Annotated in this window: 19 protein-coding genes and 2 tRNA genes; 9 read left to right on the top strand and 12 right to left on the bottom strand. The window is 63.2% G+C overall.

The annotated features are described in order from the left end of the window. Window positions 1–18: 18 nt before the first annotated feature. The gene (locus QCD75_RS13675; protein ID WP_301229467.1) at window positions 19–933 is read right to left on the bottom strand and encodes a DMT family transporter; all 915 of its coding nucleotides are present in this window, start codon (window positions 931–933) and stop codon (window positions 19–21) included. A 117-nt stretch (window positions 934–1050) separates the two neighbouring features. On the opposite strand from QCD75_RS13675, the gene QCD75_RS13670 reads away from it, so the two are divergent. Further along, window positions 1051–1419: a cupin domain-containing protein gene (locus QCD75_RS13670; protein ID WP_301229465.1), complete on the top strand. Its 369-nt coding sequence runs from the start codon at window positions 1051–1053 to the stop codon at window positions 1417–1419. Between the two features lie 132 nt (window positions 1420–1551). Here QCD75_RS13670 and QCD75_RS13665 read toward each other — a convergent pair. From QCD75_RS13665 to dnaA, 11 genes are all read right to left on the bottom strand, one after another. Continuing rightward, window positions 1552–1627, bottom strand: a tRNA-Ala gene (locus tag QCD75_RS13665). 71 nt (window positions 1628–1698) lie between these two features. After that, on the bottom strand, window positions 1699–1815 hold the full coding sequence (locus QCD75_RS13660) for a DLW-39 family protein (protein ID WP_282378815.1): 117 nt from the start codon (window positions 1813–1815) through the stop codon (window positions 1699–1701). Window positions 1816–1885: 70 nt separating this feature from the next. Then, window positions 1886–1959: transfer RNA gene (locus QCD75_RS13655), tRNA-Ile, on the bottom strand. A gap of 98 nt (window positions 1960–2057) precedes the next feature. Beyond that, complete coding sequence (locus tag QCD75_RS13650) at window positions 2058–2693, bottom strand: DUF3566 domain-containing protein (protein ID WP_301229462.1); 636 nt, start codon at window positions 2691–2693, stop codon at window positions 2058–2060. Then, window positions 2690–5449, bottom strand: coding sequence for a DNA gyrase subunit A (gene gyrA, locus QCD75_RS13645; protein WP_301229460.1), 2760 nt, complete (start codon window positions 5447–5449; stop codon window positions 2690–2692). The genes QCD75_RS13650 and gyrA overlap by 4 nt, the downstream gene beginning before the upstream one ends. A 62-nt stretch (window positions 5450–5511) precedes the next feature. Further along, entirely contained in the window at window positions 5512–7596 is a 2085-nt protein-coding gene (gene gyrB / locus QCD75_RS13640; protein ID WP_441005487.1) for a DNA topoisomerase (ATP-hydrolyzing) subunit B, read from the bottom strand. Between the two features lie 413 nt (window positions 7597–8009). Further along, window positions 8010–8573, bottom strand: a complete 564-nt coding sequence (locus tag QCD75_RS13635) for a DUF721 domain-containing protein (protein ID WP_301229458.1) — start codon at window positions 8571–8573, stop codon at window positions 8010–8012. Continuing rightward, window positions 8570–9787: a DNA replication/repair protein RecF gene (recF, locus tag QCD75_RS13630; protein ID WP_301229456.1), complete on the bottom strand. Its 1218-nt coding sequence runs from the start codon at window positions 9785–9787 to the stop codon at window positions 8570–8572. Before recF ends, QCD75_RS13635 begins: the two co-directional genes overlap by 4 nt. Window positions 9788–9813: 26 nt before the next feature. Next, on the bottom strand, window positions 9814–10800 hold the full coding sequence (gene gnd, locus QCD75_RS13625; RefSeq protein WP_301229571.1) for a phosphogluconate dehydrogenase (NAD(+)-dependent, decarboxylating): 987 nt from the start codon (window positions 10798–10800) through the stop codon (window positions 9814–9816). Next, window positions 10801–11925, bottom strand: a complete 1125-nt coding sequence (gene dnaN, locus QCD75_RS13620) for a DNA polymerase III subunit beta (protein ID WP_301229454.1) — start codon at window positions 11923–11925, stop codon at window positions 10801–10803. 520 nt (window positions 11926–12445) lie between these two features. After that, a complete protein-coding gene (gene dnaA / locus QCD75_RS13615) occupies window positions 12446–13867 on the bottom strand; it encodes a chromosomal replication initiator protein DnaA (protein WP_226758733.1) in 1422 nt (473 codons plus the stop codon). A 464-nt stretch (window positions 13868–14331) separates the two neighbouring features. On the opposite strand from dnaA, the gene rpmH reads away from it, so the two are divergent. The 8 genes from rpmH (at window position 14332) to QCD75_RS13575 (ending at window position 20025) form a co-directional block, all read left to right on the top strand. Beyond that, complete coding sequence (gene rpmH, locus QCD75_RS13610) at window positions 14332–14469, top strand: 50S ribosomal protein L34 (protein WP_003800212.1); 138 nt, start codon at window positions 14332–14334, stop codon at window positions 14467–14469. Window positions 14470–14510: 41 nt separating this feature from the next. After that, window positions 14511–14921 (top strand): ribonuclease P protein component, encoded by a 411-nt coding sequence (gene rnpA / locus QCD75_RS13605; RefSeq protein ID WP_301229451.1) that lies wholly within the window; start codon window positions 14511–14513, stop codon window positions 14919–14921. Next, window positions 14914–15309, top strand: a complete 396-nt coding sequence (yidD, locus tag QCD75_RS13600; RefSeq protein ID WP_301229449.1) for a membrane protein insertion efficiency factor YidD — start codon at window positions 14914–14916, stop codon at window positions 15307–15309. The genes rnpA and yidD overlap by 8 nt, the downstream gene beginning before the upstream one ends. Before the next feature lie 16 nt (window positions 15310–15325). Then, window positions 15326–16306, top strand: coding sequence for a membrane protein insertase YidC (yidC, locus tag QCD75_RS13595; RefSeq protein ID WP_301229447.1), 981 nt, complete (start codon window positions 15326–15328; stop codon window positions 16304–16306). Continuing rightward, window positions 16306–16917 (top strand): Jag family protein, encoded by a 612-nt coding sequence (locus QCD75_RS13590; protein ID WP_301229445.1) that lies wholly within the window; start codon window positions 16306–16308, stop codon window positions 16915–16917. The genes yidC and QCD75_RS13590 overlap by 1 nt, the downstream gene beginning before the upstream one ends. 17 nt (window positions 16918–16934) lie before the next feature. After that, a complete protein-coding gene (gene rsmG, locus QCD75_RS13585; protein ID WP_301229443.1) occupies window positions 16935–17618 on the top strand; it encodes a 16S rRNA (guanine(527)-N(7))-methyltransferase RsmG in 684 nt (227 codons plus the stop codon). 53 nt (window positions 17619–17671) lie between these two features. Continuing rightward, window positions 17672–18736 carry a ParA family protein gene (locus tag QCD75_RS13580; protein WP_301229441.1) on the top strand — a complete coding sequence of 355 codons (1065 nt, stop codon included), beginning with the start codon at window positions 17672–17674 and terminating at the stop codon, window positions 18734–18736. A 68-nt stretch (window positions 18737–18804) separates the two neighbouring features. Then, window positions 18805–20025: a ParB/RepB/Spo0J family partition protein gene (locus tag QCD75_RS13575; protein ID WP_301229439.1), complete on the top strand. Its 1221-nt coding sequence runs from the start codon at window positions 18805–18807 to the stop codon at window positions 20023–20025. The last annotated feature ends 539 nt before the right edge of the window (window positions 20026–20564 follow it).

Here is a 20564-nt window from a genome sequence, read left to right as displayed (position 1 = left end):
GGCGGCAGCGGTCGCCCGTCAGTCTGTCCCCAGCTCCGCCAGCGGGGCTGCACTGCGCCGCACAAGACGGGAACCCCGCTGCCCCACGACGACGACGGCGAGCCCCACCAGGATCAGCACGAGACCGGCATAGGTTCCGGCCGGCAGGGTCTCGGACAGAAACGCTGCAGCGAGCAGCGCGGCACCGGGAATCTCCAGCAGGATGATCATGGACACCAGCAGCGGACTCATCGTGGCGAGCAGGTGGTTAAAGGCCGTGTGGCCGATCAGCTGCGCGCACACCGTAATCGCCAGGATGCCGAACCAGCCGGCGGCTTCGAATCCCGCCAGCGGCTGCTGTGAGAACAATGCCAGCAGCGCGACGACGGCGGCGCACATGCCGTAGCAGAGGCTCGTGTAGACACCCGTCCCCATGGTCTGGCGCGCCTTGCCGCCGGCAAGGGTATAGACGCCCGCGAGGGCACCGCCCGCTACCGCCAGGAGGTCTCCCAGCAGCGCCTTCGGCGAGCCCCCCATGTCGAAGCCGGTAATCACAACAACGCCGCCGAAGGCGATCCCCAGCCCCGCCAGGACCGGCCAGCGGTGCCTCACGCCCCGGAAGAGCTGGAAGATTGCGATCCAGCCGGACTGGAGGCAGACGAGCGCGGTGGCCGCCGCGACGGAGGTCAGCTGCAACGAGGTGATGAAGCAGGCGAAGTGCAGCGCCAGCGCCACGGCAGCCGCCAGCGACCAGCCAAACTCCCTGCCGGTAACCCGGCCGAACTGGCGGGGGTTGCGGACCAGCACGGGCCCCGCCATGACGACCGACCCGATCGCGTTGCGCCAGAAGGCGATCGCCAGGGCACTGACCGAGGTGGCACCCAGGGTAGCGGCAATGAGAGGCCCGGAGGCGGCCACTCCGAGGACGCCCAGGGCGGCAAGGAAGAAGTTCACGGTCCCACAGTAGTGGGGGCGGGGAGCGGGCCGCTGGCGCCCGCACATCCTTGACCGCCGCAGGCGGCGGTGACAGTCTTAAATCCGGTCTCACAATCATCCACAAAGGAGACCATCATGGCTGCAACCATCCGCAAGAGCCTGGACAATCCGGAGGAAACCCGCCCCGTCAAAGACGGGATGGGCCACGTGGAGCTCGTCAATCTCGACGCCGGCGCCGTGGCACGAACGACGTTCCTGCCTGGCTGGAAGTGGTCCCAGCACGTCAAGCCGATCGCCCAGACGGACAGCTGCATGATTGCCCACAAGGGATACACCGTTTCGGGCCGCCTCAAGGTCGTAATGGACGACGGCGAGGAGAACGAGTTCGGCCCCGGTGACTTCGGCATCATCCCGCCGGGTCACGATGCCTGGGTCGTCGGCGACGAGCCCTACGTCTATATCGACTGGCAGGGCATGGACGACTACGCCAAACCCAAGGAATGACGCCGGCAGCTCCCAGCCTTGCGGCGGACTCAAGTGGCGGCCCAGTCGGAACTAAATGGGAACCGGGTCGGAAAGTTTCCCGGGCATGCAAAAGGCCCCGGACCGCGTTTCCGCGGTCCGGGGCCTTTCCTATGGTGGAGGCACGGGGACTCGAACCCCGAACCCCCTGCTTGCAAAGCAGGTGCGCTACCAATTGCGCCATGCCCCCATAAGAAGCAACCCGGCAATCATACCCTAGTTCGGCGAGCCGTTTTCCAGCTCCCGAACCGGGAATCAGGGCTAGTCAACCGTATCGGTTGATTCGCTCCAGACCGTTTTCCGGGCCTCGGATTCCTGCACTTTCCTGTAGAGCAGGACGCCTGCGATCGTAGCTGCAACAACGAGCAACTTCTTCACATGCACCCCGTTCCGGTCCGGCGATAACCAAATATCAACCGAACCTCCACTTGAATCTGTACAGATTCCGTGGGCGTACCAGGACTTGAACCTGGGACCTCTTCGTTATCAGCGAAGCGCTCTAACCGCCTGAGCTATACGCCCCGATGCCTCATCGGGCCGAGATATGACTGTACAGCACATCCCGGCCCGATCTCAAATCGAGGCATTTCCCCGGGAAAAGTCCGGGAAAACTAAGGGTTTTAGTCGTCCGTAAGGGTGACGCCGATGCCACCCACGAGGGTGGCGGAGATGTTGTACAGCACCGCCGAGAGCATCGACAGCGCCGTCAGCAGGACCACGTTGATAACGGCGATGATGGTGGCGAAGGATGCCACCTGTCCCAGCGAGGCGACCTTCTTCAATTCGAAGCCACCACCTTCCGAGCCGGCCAGGGTTCCGAGCAGGCCGTCGACCTGGTCGAAAATTCCAGTCAGGTCCAGAACGGTCCAGAGCACGATCGCTGCCACTACCGTCACGATGCCCAGGGCTACGGACAGCAGGAACGCCATCTTCAGCACGGACCAGGGATCAACCTTGCTCACCAGCAGGCGGGCACGGCGCACCTTGGCCTTGGGTGCCGGCTTGATCAGCCCGGCGGTATTCTGGCCCGTCCGCTGTCCCGGCGTCACCGGACGCTGTCCCGGAACCGCAGGGCGGCCCTGCACGGGACGCTGGCCGGGTGCCGCTGGCCGCTGGACCGATCCGTTGACGCTGCCGGGCACTCCGGGGCGCTGCTCGGGACGGGCCGGCGCGCTCACCCGCGGCGCGGAGGCTGGCTGCCGCACTCCGCCAGGAACGCCGCTGTTCGACTTGGGATATGAGTCGGAATTACTCACTCGTTACCTCCGGTGTTGTCTTCGTCCAGCTCGGCATTGCCTGATGACTCATCTGACTCCGGGGCCGGTGCTGATTCTTCCGCTGCGGACCCCTCATGTGATCCGCTATCTTCAGCCAACGTTACGTCATCCGGCGCGGATGACTGACTTTCGGCCGCCACGTCTGCATCTTCACCCGTGTCCCCGCCCGTATCTCGTCCTGCATCTTCACCTTCGGACGAATCGTCGGTTTCGAGGCCGCGTTCGCTGTTGCGCGCCACCTCGATGATGCGGTCGTTCTTGTCCGGCTTGGCAAAGATGACCCCCATGGTATCGCGGCCCTTGGCCGGCACTCCGGCCACTGAGGAACGGACCACCTTGCCGCCTTCCATGACCACCAGGACCTCGTCCTCCTCCTGCACAATCAGCGCGCCCACGAGGTGGCCGCGCTCCTCCTGGTACTTGCCGACCTTGATGCCGAGGCCGCCACGGCCCTGGAGCCGGTATTCCTCCACGGCGGTGCGCTTGGCGTAGCCACCCTCGGTGACAATGAACACGAAAGAGCCGTCGGTGACGACGTCGGCCGCCAGCAGCTCGTCGTCCTCGCGGAACTTCATGCCGGTGACACCGGAGGTTGCCCGGCCCATCGGACGCAGGGCCTCATCGGTGGCGGTGAAGCGGATGGACTGCCCCATGCGGGAGACGAGCATCAGGTCATCCGTCTCCGAGACCAACTGGGCGGAGACCAGCTCGTCCCCGTCGCGCAGGTTGATCGCGATGACTCCTGCGGAGCGGTTGGTGTCATAGTCCTCAAGGCGGGTCTTCTTCACCAGGCCCCGCTTGGTGGCCAGAACCAGATACGGTGACTGCTGGTAATCCCGCAGGTCCAGCACCTGGGCGATGTGCTCGTCCGGCTGGAAGGCCAGCAGGTTCGCGACGTGCTGTCCCTTGGCGTCGCGTCCGGCCTCCACGAGTTCGTATGCCTTCGCCCGGTAGACCCGGCCCAGGTTCGTGAAGAACAACAGCCAGTGGTGGGTCGTGGTGACGAAGAAGTGCTCGACGACGTCGTCGCCGCGCAGCTGTGCGCCCTTGATGCCCTTGCCGCCGCGCTGCTGCGAGCGGTAGTTGTCACTGCGGGTGCGCTTGACGTAGCCGCCGCGGGTGATCGTGACGACCATTTCCTCCTCGGGGATCAGGTCCTCCATCGACATGTCGCCGTCGAAGCCCAGCAAGACCCTGGTGCGGCGCTCATCGCCGTGCTTGGCCACGATTTCGGCCAGCTCGGTGCTGATGATCCCGCGCTGGCGTTCCTCCGAAGCAAGGATCGAGTTGTACTCGGTGATCATGGCTTCGAGTTCGGAGTGGCGGTCCTGGATCTTCTGGCGTTCCAGGGCCGCAAGGCGGCGCAGCTGCATGTCCAGGATGGCGCGCGCCTGGAGTTCGTCGATGTCCAGGAGCTGCATCAGCCCGTCGCGGGCAGCTTCGGTGGTGTTCGACGCCCGGATCAGCGCGATGACCTCGTCGAGCGCGTCGAGCGCTTTGAGGAGGGCGCGCAGGATGTGCGCTTCCTCCTCGGCCTTGCGCAGGCGGTAGCGGGTCCGCCGGGCGATGACGTCCATCTGGTGCGTGACCCAGTGGCGGATGAACGCATCCAGGCTCAACGTGCGGGGCACGCCGTCGACGATCGCGAGCATGTTGGCGGCAAAGTTGTCCTGCAGCTGGGTGTGCTTGTAGAGGTTGTTCAACACCACCTTGGCGACGGCGTCGCGCTTGAGCACGATTACGAGGCGCTGGCCGGTGCGTCCCGAGGTTTCATCGCGCAGGTCGGCGATTCCCGAGATCTTGCCGTCCTTGACCAGCTCGGCAATCTTAATCGCCAGGTTGTCCGGGTTGGCCTGGTACGGCAGCTCGGTGACCACGAGACAGGTGCGGCCCTGGAGTTCCTCCACATTGACCACGGCGCGCATGGTGATCGAGCCGCGGCCCGTGCGGTAGGCGTCCTCGATCCCCTTGTGGCCCAGGATGGTGGCCCCGGTCGGGAAGTCGGGTCCCTTGATGCGGACGATCAGCTCTTCAAGCAGTTCCTCGCGGCTGGCGGTCGGGTTGGCCAGGTACCACTGGACGCCGTCGGCGACCTCCCGGAGGTTGTGCGGCGGGATATTGGTGGCCATGCCGACGGCGATGCCCGAGGAGCCGTTGACCAGGAGGTTCGGAAAGCGCGCCGGCAGGATGGTGGGTTCCTGGTTCTTGCCGTCGTAATTGTCCTGGAAATCGACCGTTTCCTCGTCGATATCGCGGACCATTTCCATGGCCAGCGGCGCCATTTTCGTTTCCGTGTACCGCGGTGCTGCAGCACCGTCATTACCCGGCGAGCCGAAGTTGCCCTGTCCCAGCGCCAGCGGGTAGCGCATGGTCCAGTCCTGGATCAGGCGGACCAGCGCATCGTAGATGGCGGTGTCGCCATGCGGGTGGTACTGGCCCATGACTTCGCCGACCACGCGGGCGCACTTGTTGAAGGACCGCTCCGGGCGGTAGCCGCCGTCGAACATCGCATAGAGCACCCGGCGGTGGACGGGCTTGAGCCCGTCGCGGACGTCCGGAAGGGCGCGTCCCACAATGACGGCCATCGCGTAGTCGAGGTAGGAGCGCTGCATTTCCGTCTGCAGGTCCACCTGCTCGACACGGTCGGTCAGGACATCGGTGTCAAGGACAGTTCCCTCAATCACAGGCTCAGCATCGGCCGGTCCGTCCGGAACTTCTGGTGTTTCGTCACTCATAGTCTATATTTTCCGTTTCAGGTATATATCAGTCCGGGAATATTCAGGGCGCGTGGCGACCGCTAGATATCGAGGAACCGAACGTCCTTGGCGTTCTGCTGAATGAAGTTTCGGCGGGATTCGACATCTTCGCCCATGAGGGTGGAGAAGGTCTGGTCCGCGGCCAGGGCGTCGTCCATGGTGACTTGCAGCAGGGTGCGGTGGTCGGGGTCCATGGTGGTGTCCCACAGTTCGGTGTAGTCCATTTCACCGAGGCCCTTGTAGCGCTGGATGCCGTTGTCCTTGGGGATGCGGCGGCCGGCCGCCTGGCCGGAAAGCAGCCGGGCATCCCGTTCCCGGTCGCTGTAGACGTAGTCGTGCGGGGCGTTGGACCATTTGATCCGGTAGAGCGGCGGCTGCGCGAGGTAGACATAACCGTTCTCGATCAGCGGGCGCATGTAGCGGAACAGCAAGGTCATCAGCAGCGTGGTGATGTGCTGTCCGTCGACGTCGGCATCGGCCATCAGGACGATCTTGTGATAGCGCAGTTTGCTCAGATCGAAGTCCTCGCCGATCCCGGTGCCGAACGCCGTGATCATGGACTGGACCTCAGCGTTGCCCAGGGCCTTGTCCAGCCGGGCACGCTCCACGTTCAGGATCTTGCCGCGCAGCGGAAGAATGGCCTGGGTCTCCGGGTTGCGGCCGCGCTTGGCGGATCCGCCGGCGGAGTCGCCCTCCACAATGTAGACCTCGCACTTCTCCGGGTTCTTCGAAGAGCAATCGGAGAGTTTGCCGGGCATGCCGAAGGACTCCAGCGGGCTCTTGCGGCGCGCGTTGTCGCGGGCCTTGCGCGCTGCCATCCGGGCCTGCGCGGCAGAGATGGCCTTGCGGATCACGTCGCGGGCCGGGCCGGGGTTCCGTTCCAGCCAGTCGCCGAGTCCATCCGTGACGACGCGCTGGACGAAGCCCTTAACCTCGGAGTTGCCGAGCTTGGTCTTGGTCTGGCCCTCGAACTGCGGTTCGGCCAGCTTGACCGAAATGACGGCGGTCAGGCCTTCGCGGATGTCGTCACCGGTGAGGTTGTCATCCTTCTCCTTGATGATGCTCTTCTCCCGCGCATAGCGGTTGATGAGCGAGGTCATCGCGGCGCGGAAGCCCTCTTCGTGGGTGCCGCCCTCGTGGGTGTTGATGGTGTTGGCGTAGGTGTGGACGCTCTCGGAGTACGCGTTGGTCCACTGCATCGCCATTTCCAGAGCGATGTGCCGTTCGGTGTCCTCGGTTTCGAAGGCGATGACGTCCTCGTGGACCACGTCGACCTTCTTGCCGGAGTTCAGGTGCTTCACGTAGTCCAGCAGGCCGTCGTTGTACTGGTACACCACGGTGTGGAACTCCGCCGGGACTTCCCCTTCGGTGGGGACAGCGTCGAGGTCAAGGTCCCCATCCTCGGACGGTTCCGCCGCGGCGCGCCTCTCATCGGTCAGCGTGATGCGCAGCCCCTTGTTCAGGAACGCCATCTGCTGGAAGCGGGCGCGGAGCGTTTCGAAATCGAATTCCGTGGATTCGAAAATGCTGGCGTCCGGGTAGAACGTCTGGGTGGTGCCGGTTTCGGTGGTTTCTTCGCCCTGGATCAGGCCGCCCTGTGGCTTGCCGCCGTCGGCGAAGGACATCCGCCAGACATGGCCCTGCCGGCGGACCTCGGTGTCGACGCGGCTCGAAAGCGCATTCACGACGGAGATACCCACACCGTGCAGTCCGCCGGACACGGCGTAGCCGCCGCCGCCGAACTTGCCGCCGGCGTGCAGGATGGTCATCACGACCTCCACGGTCGGCTTGTGCTCCGTCGGGTGCATGTCGACCGGGATGCCGCGGCCGTTGTCGACCACTTTGACCCCGCCATCGGCCTGCAGCACAATTTCAATGTGGGTGCAGTACCCGGCCAGGGCCTCGTCGACCGAGTTGTCCACGACTTCATAGACCAGGTGGTGCAAACCACGGGGTCCCGTGGAGCCGATGTACATGCCGGGACGTTTCCGGACAGCTTCCAGGCCTTCGAGCACCGTGATGTCGCTGGCGCCGTAGCCGTGGGCAGTTGCTGTTCCCGACGGCGTGTCCGCCGCCACAGCCATTACTGGTTCCACTGCCGGGATCTCTGCATTGTCGTTAGCCACAGGCGCTTTCGACTCCTCTTTTTTCGCTAAAGGCCGGCCGTTGCCCTTTCCCGGAGGAAACAGCTACTGCCAACGGGCACGTCACTGATGGCCCCGGATGTGCTGCTGGCTTGAGGATCCGTATACCGCACGCGGATATTGCGTCGGAAACGGACTCAGTCAACGTTTCACCGGCGCCCAGTTATCTACCGCAATTCTAGCGTGTTATAGGGGTTAAACCCGCATTCCGGGGGCCTAAACGGGAAGCAAAGTGCCGCTGGGAGGCCATAGACTCCACCTGCAAGGCTCCAGGAGTACCGGGTTGGGGTGCGTATACGACTCCCGGGCGCATGGGCGCCCTACACGCCGTTTGCGGATTTTTCAAGAGTTTTGCAAGGAGTGCTTCAGATCTGGTGTTCCGGCAGGTGCGGGAACTACCCGTAGGTGTCCCGCGGGCCGCGGCCGTTGACGGTCCGGCCACCCTTCCGCCAGCTCGGGGCCGCGGGTCCCAGGACCTGGATTTTGGTCACGACGCCGTCACCGAGTTCGGTGCGGAATTTCTCCAGCAGGCTGATGCTGAGCAGCCGCAGTTGCGTGGCCCAGGCGGTGGAATCACAGCGGACGTGGAGGGTGGTGTCGGTGAAGCTCTCCGGGGTGCAGTGGGCGGAAATTTCCGGTCCCACGAGCGTCGCCCACTCGGCCATAACCGAGCCAACGGCCACGGGGGAACTCCAGCCGCGCTCGGCCACAAGGCGGCCCACTACCTTGCCGAGGCCCATCGGATCCCGGCCGGTGCCATGGAATTGTCCGAAACCGCGGGTGACCCCGGAACTGCGGCCTGTTTTTGGCGGGGTGCTGCCGGGCCGCGGCGGAGCCTTGCGCCGGATTTCGCCGCGGGACGCGGCAGCCTCGCGCATCCTGTTCAGTGCCGACTGGGCAGCGTCGATGTCGTCCGGATCGCGGCCCGGTTGCAGGCCGCCGTCGGTATCCTTATTCATCGATTTTCCTGCTCATCGATTCCTCCCGGAATTACCTTCACCCGCCGCCCGGACAGTTCGGCCGGGATATCGTCCTCGACGGCGGCGGTCACAAGCACCTGCTCGGCGCCGGATACTATTGCGGCCAGTTTACGCCGCCGCTGGACGTCAAGTTCGGCAAAGACGTCATCCAGGATCAGGATGGGGGCGGACCCGCCCGTGCGGGCATCATCGAGCATGACATAGTACGAGGCCAGCCGCAGGGACAGGCACATGGACCAGGTTTCGCCGTGCGAGGCGTAGCCTTTCGCCGGGGCCGCGCCCAGGACGAGTTCGAGTTCGTCGCGGTGTGGACCGACGAGGGAGATCCCACGGTCCAGTTCCTTGCGCCGTGACGCCGCGAAAGCCTGGACGTAGCGTCCGGTGAGTTCGTCGACGGAGAGAAGGCGCAGGTCCTCGGCCGGCCCGGTGCTTTCCGTGCCGCGGGCGGAGACGGGGCCCGCAGCCGGGCCGGCGCCGTCGTCCTCCAATGCACCCTGCAGTGTGGAGCGGTAGATGGCGCCCGCATCTTTGGACCCGTCGGTGAGTTGCGCGTAGGCGTTCTTGAGGTGGGGCCTGAGCCGTTCCACCAGTTCAAGCCGCGCGTGCAGGAGCTCGGCTCCGGCCCGGGCCATGTGCTGGTCCCAGACATCCAGGGTGGCCTCGTGGCCGCTGGAGAATTTGCCGGCGCGGGCGGATTTCAGCAGGGCGTTGCGTTGCTTGAGCACCCGGTCGTAGTCGCTGCGGGTGGCTGCGTGCCTGGGGATGAGGCTGACCAGGAGCTCGTCCAGGAAGCGGCGCCGGCTGGACGGATCGCCCTTGACCAGGGCCAGGTCCTCCGGGGCAAACAGAACGGTCTGGCAGATGCCAAGGATGTCCCGGGCCCGGACCGGATTGCTGCGGTTGATCCGGGCGCGGTTGGCACGGGAGCTGTTGATTTCGAGTTCGAGCACGGTGGATTGCTCGCCGCGGACCAGTCTGGCGCGGATCATCGCCCGTCCGGTCCCGAAACGCAGCAGCGGGGCGTCCGAACTGACCCGGTGCGAGCTGAGCGTGGCCAGGTAGCCGATGGCTTCCATCAGGTTGGTTTTGCCGATGCCGTTCGAGCCGACCAGCACGGTGACGCCGGGTTCAAGGCTCAGTTCCACCTGGGCGTAGCTGCGGAAATCTGTAAGTGAGAGGTGTTCTAGGTACACGCCGGGATCAGGATCTCAGGGCAGGACTATTTTGCCGGGCGGGTCGCATGTCCGCCGAACTGGTTGCGCAGCGCGGAAACCATTTTCATCGCCGGCGAGTTGTCTTCGCGGGAGGAGAAGCGGGCAAACAGGGCGGCCGTGATGGCCGGGGCGGGTACGGCGTTGGCGATTGCCTCTTCCACGGTCCAGCGGCCTTCACCGGAATCCTCGACGTAGTCGTCAATCGATGCCAGTCCGGGGTCCTCGTCGAGGGCCTTGACCATGAGGTCCAGCAGCCAGGACCGCACGACGGTTCCCTTCTGCCAGGCGCGGAATGTTCCGGGAAGATCGGTGACAATGTCTTTGGCGGCAAGGAGTTCGTAGCCCTCGGCATAGGCCTGCATCAGTCCGTATTCGATGCCGTTGTGGACCATCTTGGCGTAGTGGCCCGCGCCGATCCCGCCCACGTGGACGAAGCTGTCGGCTCGGTCGCCCTCCGGCCGGAGCACATCGAAGACGGGCATCGCGTGTTCAATATCCGCGGCGTCCCCGCCGGCCATCAGGCCGTAGCCGTTTTGCAGGCCCCAGACCCCGCCGGAAACACCGCAGTCGGCGAAACGGATGCCTTTTTCAGCCAGCGAGGCACCGTGTTTCTGGTCCTCGGTATACCGGGAGTTGCCGCCGTCGATCACGAGGTCGCCGGCGTCGAGCTTGTTCCCAAGTTCGGTGATCACGGCATCAGTGATCTCGCCGGACGGGACCATCACCCAAAGCAGGCGCGGTGCCGGCAGGGCGGCAATGAGGTCGTCCACACTCGCGACGTCGGTGACATCCGGGTTGCGATCAAAACCGGTGACTTCGATGCCGCCCTTGCGCAGCCGTTCGCGCATGTTGAAACCCATTTTTCCAAGGCCGATAAGTCCGATGTGCACGGTATGAACTCTTTTCTGCGATGGAGTGTTTCGGGTGGTGCCGGCGCCAGCTGGCTGGCGGCTGGTGCCGGCCGGAGTCCTCCGGCCGGCACCTGCTGTCAGCTAGTTGGGCAGCCGGACGGGCATGACCAGGTAGCGGTAGTCGCCCTGGTCCTCGCCGTCGGCGTCGTTCTGGGCCGTGATCATGGCCGGTTTGGGCGCACTGGTGAAGGAGAAGCGCACAAACTTGGTCTCAATGACGCTCAGTCCCTCGATCAGGTAGTGCGGGTTGAACGCGACGGTGATGTCCTCGCCGGTGAGGTTGGCTTCCAGCTCTTCGGATGCCTGGGCATCCTCGCCGGTTCCGGCGTCGAGGTGCAGCTGGCCCTGGGTGAAGGCGAGCCGGACCGGGGTGTTGCGTTCCGCCACGAGTGAGACGCGCCGTACAGCTTCGACGAGCTCCGAGGTCTGGACGGTCGCGTGGATCGGGGTGGATTCAGGGAAGAGTGAGCGGATTTTGGGATAGTCACCATCCACCAGCAGCGAGGTGGTGGTGCGGCCGCCGCTTTCGAATCCAATGAGCCGGCTGTCGTCGTCGGCGAGGGCAAGGTGGATGTCGCCGCTGCCGCCCAGGGTCTTTGCCACTTCGTTGAGCGTTTTTGCCTTCACCAGTGCGCTGGTTGAGATGCCGGGTGTGACTGGCTTCCACGGCACTTCGCGCATGGCCAGGCGGTACCGGTCGGTGGCCAGCAGCGTGATGAGGTCGTCCTCGATCTCCATCCGCACGCCGGTCAGGATCGGCAAGGTGTCGTCCTTGCTGGCAGCGATGATCACCTGGGAAACAGCTTGGGCGAACGCGTCGCCCGGGACCGTGCCGCTGATCGGGGGCAGTGACGGCAGCGGCGGATATTCGGCTTCAGGCATGGTGGCCAGGTGGAAGCTGCTCCGACGGCAGCTCAGGGTGACTTTGTTGCCGTCGGTTTCGATTTCGACGGGTGCGGACGGCAGGCTGCGGCAGATGTCAGCAAGCAGGCGTCCCGACACCAGAATCGTGCCTTCGGTGGTGATGTCAGCGGGGATTTCGAGCCTGGCGGACGTCTCGTAGTCAAAGCTCGAGAGGCTGACGGTACCGGCTTCAGCCTTGAGGAGCAGGCCGGAAAGTACGGGTACTGGCGGCCGCGGAGACAACGACCGGGCGGTCCAGGTCACGGCTTCTGCCAGGACGTCCCGTTCGACTCTGAACTTCACGGAAGGGTGCCGCCTTTCATTGCTGCTGTCATCGCTGGTGGCCGGGCCACCGGCCCGGCAGGGAATCACAAAAGATGTCCAGGACGGACACACTGCAGACAGCTTAGCCGCAAGAAGTGTGATTCTCCCATCCCCGGGTTACATCCATGTGGTTCGGCCGGGCCGGCCGAGTGCCGGTTTCCGGCCGGGGTCCGGGACGGTCCCGGCGGTGTGTGGGGTCCGGAACGAAGTTGTTATTTGAGGGAATTTCATTTTCTAGGGATTAGTAGTGTTAATAACTGCTGTGGATACTGTGGATAACCCTGTTTGGCGGTGCGATCCCGGGGTTAAGCCCTGTTCATGGACTGTGGGTGGAGGAGGTTTTAAACAGGGTGTGGATGGGGATAACATTTTTGGCCGCACCGCTGATCCACAGGCGCCTTAAGGGTTTTAAGCCCATTAACCGCGGTTGTCCCCTTAACTATCCACAGGCTTGTCCACAGGTGCCTGTTAATAAGGTAAGAGTGCGCGGACGGGCAGCTCAGGAATTACGCTGCTGCTGCTTGATCCGGTTGGTCAGTTCCGTCACCTGGTTGTAGATCACTCGGCGCTCGGCCATCAGCTCACGGATTTTGCGGTCCGCGTGGATGACAGTGGTGTGGTCGCGGCCGCCGAGCTCCTGCCCGATCTTGGGAAGGGACATGTCCGTGAGTTCGCGGCACAGGTACATGGCGATCTGCCGGGCGGTCACCAGGGTCCTGGTCCGTGACTTGCTGCAGAGCTCTTCCATGCTGAGCTTGAAGTAGTCGGCAGTCTGAGTGAGGATCTGCGCGGAGGTGATCTCCTGGGCTCCGTCATCGGTGATGAGGTCCTTGAGAACCATCTCGGCCAGGGCGACGTCCACCGGCTGGCGGTTGAGGCTGGCGAAGGCCGTGACGCGGATCAGGGCCCCCTCAAGCTCGCGGATGTTGCTCGAGATCTTCGAGGCGATGTACTCCAGGGCATCGTCCGGAGCGGAGAGGCCCTCACTGAGGGCCTTCTTCCGGAGGATCGCGATCCGGGTTTCGAGTTCCGGCGGCTGGATGTCCGTCAGCAGGCCCCACTCGAACCGCGACTTCATCCGGTCCTCGAAACCGGCAAGCAGTTTGGGCGGCTGATCGGAGGTGATGACCACCTGCTTGTTGTTGTTGTGCAGGGCGTTGAAGGTGTGGAAGAACTCCTCCAGCGTCCGGTCCTTGCCGGCCAGGAACTGGATGTCATCGATCAGCAGCACGTCCACGTTGCGGTAGGTCGTCTTGAAGCTGGTGCCTTCATCGTCACGGATGGAGTTGATGAAGTCGTTGGTGAATTCCTCGGAGTTCACGTAGCGGACCCGGATCCCGCTGTAGAGCCGGCGGGCGTAGTGGCCAATCGCATGGAGCAGGTGGGTCTTGCCCAGCCCCGAGTCTCCGTAGATAAAGAGCGGGTTGTAGGCCTTCGCCGGCGCTTCAGCCACCGCGACGGCGGCGGCGTGGGCAAAGCGGTTGGAGGACCCGATCACGAAGGTGTCGAAGACGTACTTCGGATTGAGGCGGCCAAATTCGTGGGAGGTGCTCGGCAGCATGGGCTGCGGCTTCAGTTCCACCGAGGGGTCGGACACGAGGGACAGCTCGACGGCGGGTTCCGGCTCGGTGTGGAGCGGCACCAGATCGGTGTCGACGTCGATCGCGCAACGGATCTCATCGGAGAAGACGTTCCGGAGTGCGTCGTCGAGGGCATCCTTCACCTGCGTTTGCAGTACTTCGCGGGTGAGTTCATTGGGAACGGCCACCAGCAGGGTGGATCCGATGAGGCCCTGCGCCTGGGCGAGGATGACAAAGCCGCGCTGCCGGGGAGTTACACGGTGGTCGTTCTCCAGGAGGCTCACGACCCGCCGCCAGGAACTTCCGACAGTGTTGGCTTGGTTGGCTTCGTCTACTGTCATCAATCAGTTCCTCAAACTTGCTTGCCTTCATTACCTGCAGCCCCACGGGTCGATCCAGCGTGCTGGACCCCGGATAATCCACAGGGTTATGCACAGTCCGTGGATAATGGGCTACTGAGCCACTGTAGGGGATCAAAAGGCCAGAAGATAGCTGGGTTCTCTCCTGTGGATAATTACACCGTTGTGGTTCTCAAACAGGGCCTGTGACCCGCTTCATCCACAGGCTGCGGGGGCAGTTAGCCACAGCTGGGGAAAGCTTGTGAAGCAACCCCCGGTTTGACTCGGGAGGGCGGCAAGCCCTAACGTTGTGAAGTCCCATGTGTACGCTTTTCGCCTCATTTGAATCTCTCCCGACGTTCCGCGTCTTGCGAGTCGAGGGATAGCGGCACATACAAAACTTAGCGTCGACCAGTTCTTCCCCTTGATCGGGTGGGCGCACCTTTGATCCCACTGGAGTAACTAACGTGAGCAAGCGGACTTTTCAGCCGAATAACCGCCGTCGAGCCAAGAAGCACGGCTTCCGCCTTCGTATGCGTACCCGTGCCGGCCGTGCCATCCTGGCAGCCCGTCGTGGCAAGGGTCGCACCGAGCTGTCGGCCTAAATAACTGACTCGTCGGTCCACATCCCTGTGCGAGTGTAAAGGTGCTAGCCACCCGCAACCGTCTGAGGACAGCAACCGATTTTTCAACAACTGTACGTTCCGGTGTCCGCAATGGACGCCGGAACGTAGTGTTATATACGGCAGCCCTCGCTGCCGATGAACCAAGCCGGATCGGATTCATCGTTTCCAAGAGTGTCGGGAACGCTGTTGTCAGGAACCTCGTTAAGAGGAGACTGAGAGAAGTCGGCGCCATGTCGTTGCAGAAATACGGCAGCGGGTTCGCGATCGTGGTTCGGGCTCTGCCTGCCGCGGCGGGTGCCAGCTGGGACCAACTGCGCTCGGACTATGACGCCGCCTTGGAGAACAACATGAAACGGCTGGGCAGCCGCCTTCCGAAGGCTGCTTCTTCAGTTTCTTACGAGACAACACAGGAAGGGACCCCGCGTGCGTAACTCAACTGCCGCCGTCGTCCCTCCTGCAAGAACCGCAGCCGGATGGCTGGGCCGGGCAGTCTGGAATTTGCCCCGCAATATCCTCATTCTGTTGCTCCTGGCGTACCGCAAGGTGATCTCACCGCTGTACGGCCAGGTTTGCCGCTTCTTCCCGAGCTGCTCGGCCTATGCCCTAGAGGCAATCACGGTCCACGGCGCGGTGAAAGGGAGCTGGCTGGCGGTCAAGCGCCTGTTGCGCTGCCATCCCTGGAATGCCGGCGGTGTGGACCACGTCCCCGCCGGTAAATGCCAGTGGCCCGCAAACCGCACCCCCACAATTGTTGTGCTGAACAATCCGGACAAGTACCTGGCTGCTCAGACTGATGGAGAAGGCCGTTCTGCGGCCTGACGAATAGGGATATCGTATGGACTTCTTTGAAACAATCATGTTTCCGTTCAAGTGGCTTGTGTCCGCCATCATGGTGGTCTTCCACGATGGCCTGAGCGCCATCGGCATGCCCGCCGCCAGTGGCTGGACGTGGACCCTGTCCATCATCGGGCTGGTGCTGGTAATCCGTGCGGCCCTGATTCCCGTCTTCGTCAAGCAGATCAAGGCACAGCGCGGCATGCAGCTGCTGCAGCCGGACCTGAAGAAGCTTCAGGACAAGTACAAGGGCAAGACTGACCAGCTCTCCCGCCAGGCCATGGCGCAGGAGCAGATGGCCATGTACAAAAAGCACGGCACTAATCCGTTCTCGGCTTGCCTTCCCATGCTGATCCAGATGCCATTCTTCTTCGCCCTCTTCCAGGTCCTCTCGGGGATTACGAACGCGGCCACCAACGGCAAGAGCATCGGGGCGATGAGCCACGAACAGGTCGTGCAGTTCGACCAGTCGAGCATCTTCGGAGCCCCGCTCTCCGCCACTCTTCTGCACGGCACGCCCGAGGGCGGCAACGTGATTGCGGTGTGGATCCTCTCAATTGTGATGATCCTGGCCATGACGGCCTCACAGTTCATTACGCAGAAGCAGATCATGGCCAAGAACATGTCCGAAGAGGCCATGGCCAGTCCGTTCATGAAGCAGCAGAAGATGATGCTTTACGTCCTGCCGGTTGTCTTCGGGGTGGGCGGCATCAACTTCCCCATTGGCGTCCTGATCTACTGGACCACCACCAACCTCTGGACGATGGGGCAGCAGTTCTTCGTCATCCGACGCATGCCGACGCCGGGTTCGCCCGCCGCCAAGGCCCTGGCCGAGCGCCGTGCCGCCAAGGGCCTGCCCGCCCTGCCCCTCTCGGGTGCCAAGAAGGCCGAGGCCGAGGCAGCCGAAACGGCAGCAGCAGCGGCCCTGGCGGCCAAGAACCAGCGCGTCCAGCCACAACGTAAGAACAGGAAGAGGAAGTAATGTCCGCCGAGAGCACCGAACACGCTATTTCCACTGAAGCCATCGAAGACCAGGACGACGTCTTGAGCGAAGTCCAGGATTCCGGGCAGGACACTGACGAAGGTGCGGAAGGCGCAGAAGGCTCTGAGGACAGGGGCAGCTCCGCCAGCCGTCTGGAAGAAGAGGGCGACGTCGCCGCGGACTATCTCGAAGAACTGCTGGACATCGCCGACATCGACGGCGACATCGACATCGAAGTCCGAAACGGGCGCACCTACATCTCGATCGTTGCTGAGGAAGAAGCAGCCGGTCTGGAGAACCTGGTAGGGAAGGACGGCGAGGTCCTTGAAGCTCTTCAGGAGCTGACGCGGCTGGCTGTGCTGTCCGCAACGGAGACCCGGTCCCGTCTGGTCCTGGACATCAACGGCTACCGCTCAGAGCGCGCCGGAGAGCTGCAGAAGCTTGCTGAGGACGCCGTCGAGTCCGTGAAAACGTCCGGTGAGGCCGTGGCGCTGGCGCCCATGAGCGCCTACGAGCGGAAGATTGTGCACGACGCCGTCGCTGAACTGGGCCTCGTCAGCGAGTCCGAAGGCGAAGGCGCCGACCGCCACATCGTCGTTTCGGCAGACTGAAGCCCGCGGATAGCTTGATGGTTGAAATTACCGCTGCCGAACTGAAAGCTGCTCAGACGATCTTTGGGGACCGCCTGGAGCTGGCCAAACGCTACGTGGAGCACCTGGCCACGTCCGGGACGGAGCGGGGACTGATTGGTCCCCGTGAAATCCCCCGGCTCTGGAGCCGGCACGTGCTCAATTGCGCCGTGATTGAGAGCCAGATTGCCAAGGGAAGCCATGTCGCTGATGTCGGAAGCGGGGCCGGACTCCCGGGCCTTTGCCTGGCAATTGCCCGTCCCGACCTTGAGCTCACCTTGATCGAACCCCTCGAACGCCGCGTCATCTGGCTGCAGGAAGTCGTTGATGACCTCGGTCTAGAGAACGTCACGATCATGCGGACCCGTGCGGAACTTGCTGTTGGCATGGTGAACGCCGACGTGGTCACGGCCCGGGCCGTGTCAGCGCTCTCGAATCTCGCCGGACTGACCATTCCGTTGCTGGCTGGAAAGGGTGAGGTTGTCGCGATTAAGGGACGCAGCGCCGGCGAGGAAATTGAAAAAGCCGCCAAGGTCATCCGCAAACTGGGCGGGACCCAGACGTCCGTTGTGCTGGTGGGCGAGGACCTGCTCGAAGAACCCACAACCGTTGTCCGAATCGTCGTGAATAAGCCTCAAAAGATTGCCAAGCGTCAGCCCGGTGGCCTCGGTGTCCAAGGGTAAGAGGTTAGGCTAGTAACCGGCAGCAAGAGCCGAACGAGAGTGAGTGTGTCACAGTGACCAGTAGCGAAGCCTCCACACGACGGATTCCCCCGTTTGTGTCCCTGGGGTCCGCACGGGCCTTTGTTGCGCCCCCCGTCGCTCACGATTACTCCGTGAAGAAACCGGCTTCGGTTGCAAAGAGTGCCGGCATGGCAGGTGTTTCACGTGAAACATCTGCCACCAGCGCGAATGTCCTGGATTCCATCGATGATTCCAGCCCCATTGCCCGCGAGCTGGCCCATGAGAACAAGCGCCGTGAACGTCTCCTCGGCCGAGAACTTCCGAAGCCGGAGAAGACGCGGATCTTCACCGTTTCGAACCAGAAGGGCGGGGTCGGCAAGACGACGACTACGGTCAACATCGCTGCCGCCCTGGCCGCGGCAGGGCTTAACGTTCTGGTCATCGACATCGATCCGCAGGGGAATGCTTCGACGGCACTGGGCATCGACCACCACGCCGACGTTGACAGCATTTACGACGTGCTTATCAACGACATCCCGTTGCAGGACGTCGTGGCTCCGTGCCCGGATATTGCCAAGCTGATCTGCGCGCCCGCCACCATCCACCTAGCCGGCGCCGAGATTGAACTCGTCAGCCTTGTTGCCCGCGAGCAGCGCCTGCGCCGTGCGATCGACGTCTACTGCAAAGAGCGTGCGAAAAACGGCGAGGAGAGGCTGGACTACATCTTCATCGACTGCCCTCCCAGCCTGGGGCTGCTGACCGTCAACGCGTTCTGTGCAGCCAACGAGGTGCTCATTCCGATCCAGTGCGAGTACTACGCGCTCGAGGGGCTGAGTCAGCTGCTGAAGAACATCGAAATGATCCAGAAGCACTTGAATGCTGATCTCGTTGTGTCGACCATCCTTTTGACCATGTACGACGGCCGCACCAACCTCGCCGCCCAGGTGGCAGCCGAGGTGCGCGAACACTTCCCGGAGCAGGTCCTCGGCGCCGTAGTCCCCCGCTCGGTGCGTATTTCCGAAGCGCCCAGCTACCAGCAGACCGTGATGACCTACGATCCCTCATCCAGCGGGGCTCTGTCCTACCTTGAAGCCGCAGCCGAAATCGCGGAACGTTAGAATCTTTTCAAGAATTGCACTAGCTAGAGCCCGGTGATGCGCGGCTCTTCCAATGGAGGGATTTATCCATGAGCGATAAGCGACGCGGCCTCGGCCGTGGACTTGGGGCACTCATTCCAAGTTCCGCCGCGGCTTCCGGCAGCGGTTCAGCTCCGTCGCGCCCTGTGGATCTTTTCTTCCCTGAAGCCCGAAAGCGGACACCGGCCGCCGAGGCAGCGTCTGCGGAAGAGTCCGCATCAGCGCCCGCCGAGGAGACGGCTGCAGCGTCGCAGCCGACGCCCACGGCTGTCGGATCCGATACAGCGGACACGAAGTCCGCTGCCGGGGCCAAGAAAGCACCGGCACGAAAGACCCCCGCCTCCAAGGAAGCTGGCCAGCCAACAGCGCCGAAGCCAGCCACGGCGAAACCGGCTGCAGATGAGATGCCGGATGTTCCCGCAGAGGAAGATCGGGGAGTTGAACTGGTGGAGGTACCGGGCGTCCGCTTCGCGGAAATCCTGGTCACCGACATCCACCCCAACCGCAAACAGCCGCGTTCGGTCTTCGATGAGGACGACATGGCGGAGCTGGTGCATTCAGTTCGCGAAATCGGCGTCCTCCAGCCAATTGTTGTCCGTACCTCAACTGAAGAGGGTGGAGAACCTTACGAGCTCGTCATGGGCGAGCGTCGCTGGCGGGCAGTACAGGCCGCAGGCCTGCAAACAATCCCCGCCATTGTTCGTGACACCACCGATGACGACCTCCTCCGCGATGCCCTGCTCGAGAACCTGCACCGGAGCCAGCTCAACCCGCTCGAAGAGGCGGCCGCGTACCAGCAGCTGCTGGAGGACTTCGGCACCACCCACGAACAGCTTGCCGACCGGATCGGACGGTCGCGCCCCCAGGTCTCCAACACGCTGCGGCTGCTCAAACTTCCGCCGCTGGTGCAGCGCCGCGTCGCCGCCAGTGTTATCTCTGCCGGCCACGCCCGCGCTTTGCTGGGGCTTCCCGACGCCGCGGCCATGGAACGTCTGGCCCAGAAGATCGTTGCCGAGGGCATGTCAGTTCGCGCCACCGAAGAGGCAGTGACGCTGTATCAGAACCCTGCAGCTACACCCAAAAACAATATTCCGCGGCCCGGGGCCCGACACGAACGCCTGGACTATCTGGCATCCTCGCTCTCAGATCGGCTTGATACCAACGTGAAGATTTCTCTCGGTGCACGCAAGGGACGTGTAAGCATCGAATTCGCGAGCGTGGAGGACCTTAACCGGATCATGGATGTGCTGTCACCGGGGGCCTCCAGCTAATCCAGACACTGCACTCTCGAAGGGGTCCGTTTCACGTGAAACGGGCCCCTTTTCTGTGGATGAGGCTGGTTCTGTTCTCCGGTGCGGATGACGTGAAATCGGTATCGGCGTCGAATCAGTTTTGCTGTGTGCACAGTTTGTCGTGGAATCTGCTCAACAGGGGACGTAGCGCGGATTTTCTGCGCAAGCGGCTTCAGATCCCCGGAATTCTTACCGCGTTGGGCTGCTGCAAAGGCGCTGGCATGCCATCTCCCGTATCCCAGCACATTTTCCGCCGGTTTCCGGTCCGGCCCCCTGGGAGAGCAGCGGCCTGGCGTCCCTATCCCCGGCCTCTTGATCCGTCCAAATTGCCGCTGTTGGAAAGGGGCGGATTGTCTGCGGTGAACTGTGGCGAATCCCGGCGCTAGTGCATCCTTCTCCACCGGTCGGATGACGGCTGGAAGGAACAGGCCGGTCCGATCGATGGCGGGCTGGTCCCCACCCAGATTGTGGCCGCTGTGGACTCGAGGTAGCAGCCTCTAGTGGGGGGAATACCGAGC

It is taken from the genome of Arthrobacter sp. PsM3 (assembly GCF_030433895.1).
GTDB lineage: Bacteria > Actinomycetota > Actinomycetes > Actinomycetales > Micrococcaceae > Arthrobacter.
Note: the sequence above shows the minus strand (reverse complement) of the source record. Positions and strands in the feature narration are given on the sequence as shown.